Source organism: Acetobacter sp. P5B1, from assembly GCF_018811985.1.
GTDB classification, from domain to species: Bacteria; Pseudomonadota; Alphaproteobacteria; order Acetobacterales; family Acetobacteraceae; genus Acetobacter; species Acetobacter cerevisiae.
Genome location: NZ_JACRVS010000071.1, coordinates 1 through 1,583, shown reverse-complemented (window position 1 = coordinate 1,583; position 1,583 = coordinate 1). Strand labels below are relative to the sequence as shown.

General features: G+C 50.7%; 3 protein-coding genes. All 3 read right to left on the bottom strand.

All coding sequences use genetic code 11. The features are described 5' to 3' along the window. A partial coding sequence (locus KP703_RS15390) for a transposase (protein ID WP_215755549.1) occupies nt 1-179 on the bottom strand: 179 nt, incomplete at its 3' end. Nucleotides 180-490: 311 nt separating this feature from the next. After that, complete coding sequence (locus tag KP703_RS15385; protein WP_252354126.1) at nt 491-1,045, bottom strand: transposase; 555 nt, start codon at nt 1,043-1,045, stop codon at nt 491-493. Nucleotides 1,046-1,343: 298 nt separating this feature from the next. Next, the coding region (locus KP703_RS15380; RefSeq protein ID WP_215755548.1) for a transposase at nt 1,344-1,583 on the bottom strand (240 nt) is incomplete at its 5' end.

Genomic DNA, 1,583 nt, shown 5'->3' with positions numbered 1-1,583 from the left:
AGATAGCGCAGAGCATTGATGATCTCACGGGAATCGGTTGTCCGTTTCCGACCACGCCGGTTCGCAGGGGGCATCAGAGGCGCTATGCGCTCCCATTCCTCATCTGTCAGATCAGACGGATAGCGTTTCGTCTTGCGTGTAATTCCGGCCATGCGGCCTCGTTGTGCTGGCGTCCACATCCTGCCTTTGAATCACACTCAAAACCTCTTGAAAACCTATCATAGCGAATTTCCAAAAGGGCTCTTACCGCCTTGGTTAGCCATTTTACCATTCCTTTTTCTGAGAAGAGACGGTCCTTTTTATCTGGCCGTCTTATGGCAAACCCCGTCCAGCAGCCAAAGTTGCCATCCAAAGAAAGAATTACAAATGTTTTATAAATAAATATAATACAATCGAAATAAAAATACATTTTTTATTTTAATTTCATAATAGTTAGAAAGAATATTTATAAAATAACACTTAAATTTCTCTCCACCCTTAGGGCGTGTCGTCAGTTAAACGCGAAAATTGCGGTGACGAATTGGACTGCTGCGAGGAATGTTGACTTCAGCTTGTCGGAGCGTGTTGCTATGCCTCTGAACTGCTTTAATCTGGCGGACAATCGTTCAATAATGTTTCGTTGTTTATAAAGCGAGAGCAAGATTTCACGAGAATTGTGTCTCTTTCTTCTTGAAGGAATAACCGGCGTGATCTGCCGTTCTTCAAGCTTTTCAATGAGCGTATCGGCGTCATAAGCCTTGTCGGCGATGAAAGCCTCGGGATCGACTTCATCGAGCGGTGGCTCTGCTTCAGTGATATCGGCCCTTTGTCCGAGGACGTCAGGGACAGGGCGACCGCCTTTCCTGCGGCATCGACAATGGCGTGGATCTTCGTGGCCGGTCCGTCCTGGGATCGCCCGATCCGTGCCTTCTTTTTGAGGGCTCCCGCGCTGTGCTGGTATGCACGGACAATCGTGCTGCCGATCATAATTGTATGCATTGTCGCGATCGGCGGCCAGATGCCTCAAAATCCGTTCAATAACGCCACTTTCGCACCAGCGGCGCAATGGCCGGTGGACGTTCTTCCAGTCTCCGAACCCGAAAGACAGATCGCGCTAGGGGAATGCTAGCACGGTAACAATACAGAACAGCTTCCGCAAACAGACGGTTATCGGCAGTCCTGCCACCGACAGAACCTTCGAGCCCCGGGAGAATATCCTTTATCCTCTACCACAGGCTCTCACTCAGACCATACCGACGCATTTCTGTATCTCTCCGAAAAAACAGAGAGAAAACATCATAAAATGTGGCACCGTACAAGGTCAGTATCGCTACCCATTAACTGACGACACGCTCTAGGGCCTGTTAGCACTTGATCCAGTCTGCGGCTGCAGCGATGTGTATGACGGCCAGGAACGATGCTGCGGTTTTCTCGTATCTGGTTGCAACAGCACGCCATTCCTTGAGACGGGCCCAGAGGTTCTCGACCAGGTGCCGACACCGATAGACCCATCTGGGGCAGGCAACCGGCGCATCGCGTCGTTTTGCGGGAATGGCCGGTCGGGCTCCCATGTCCCAGATACGTTCACGGAAGGCGTCCGAGAG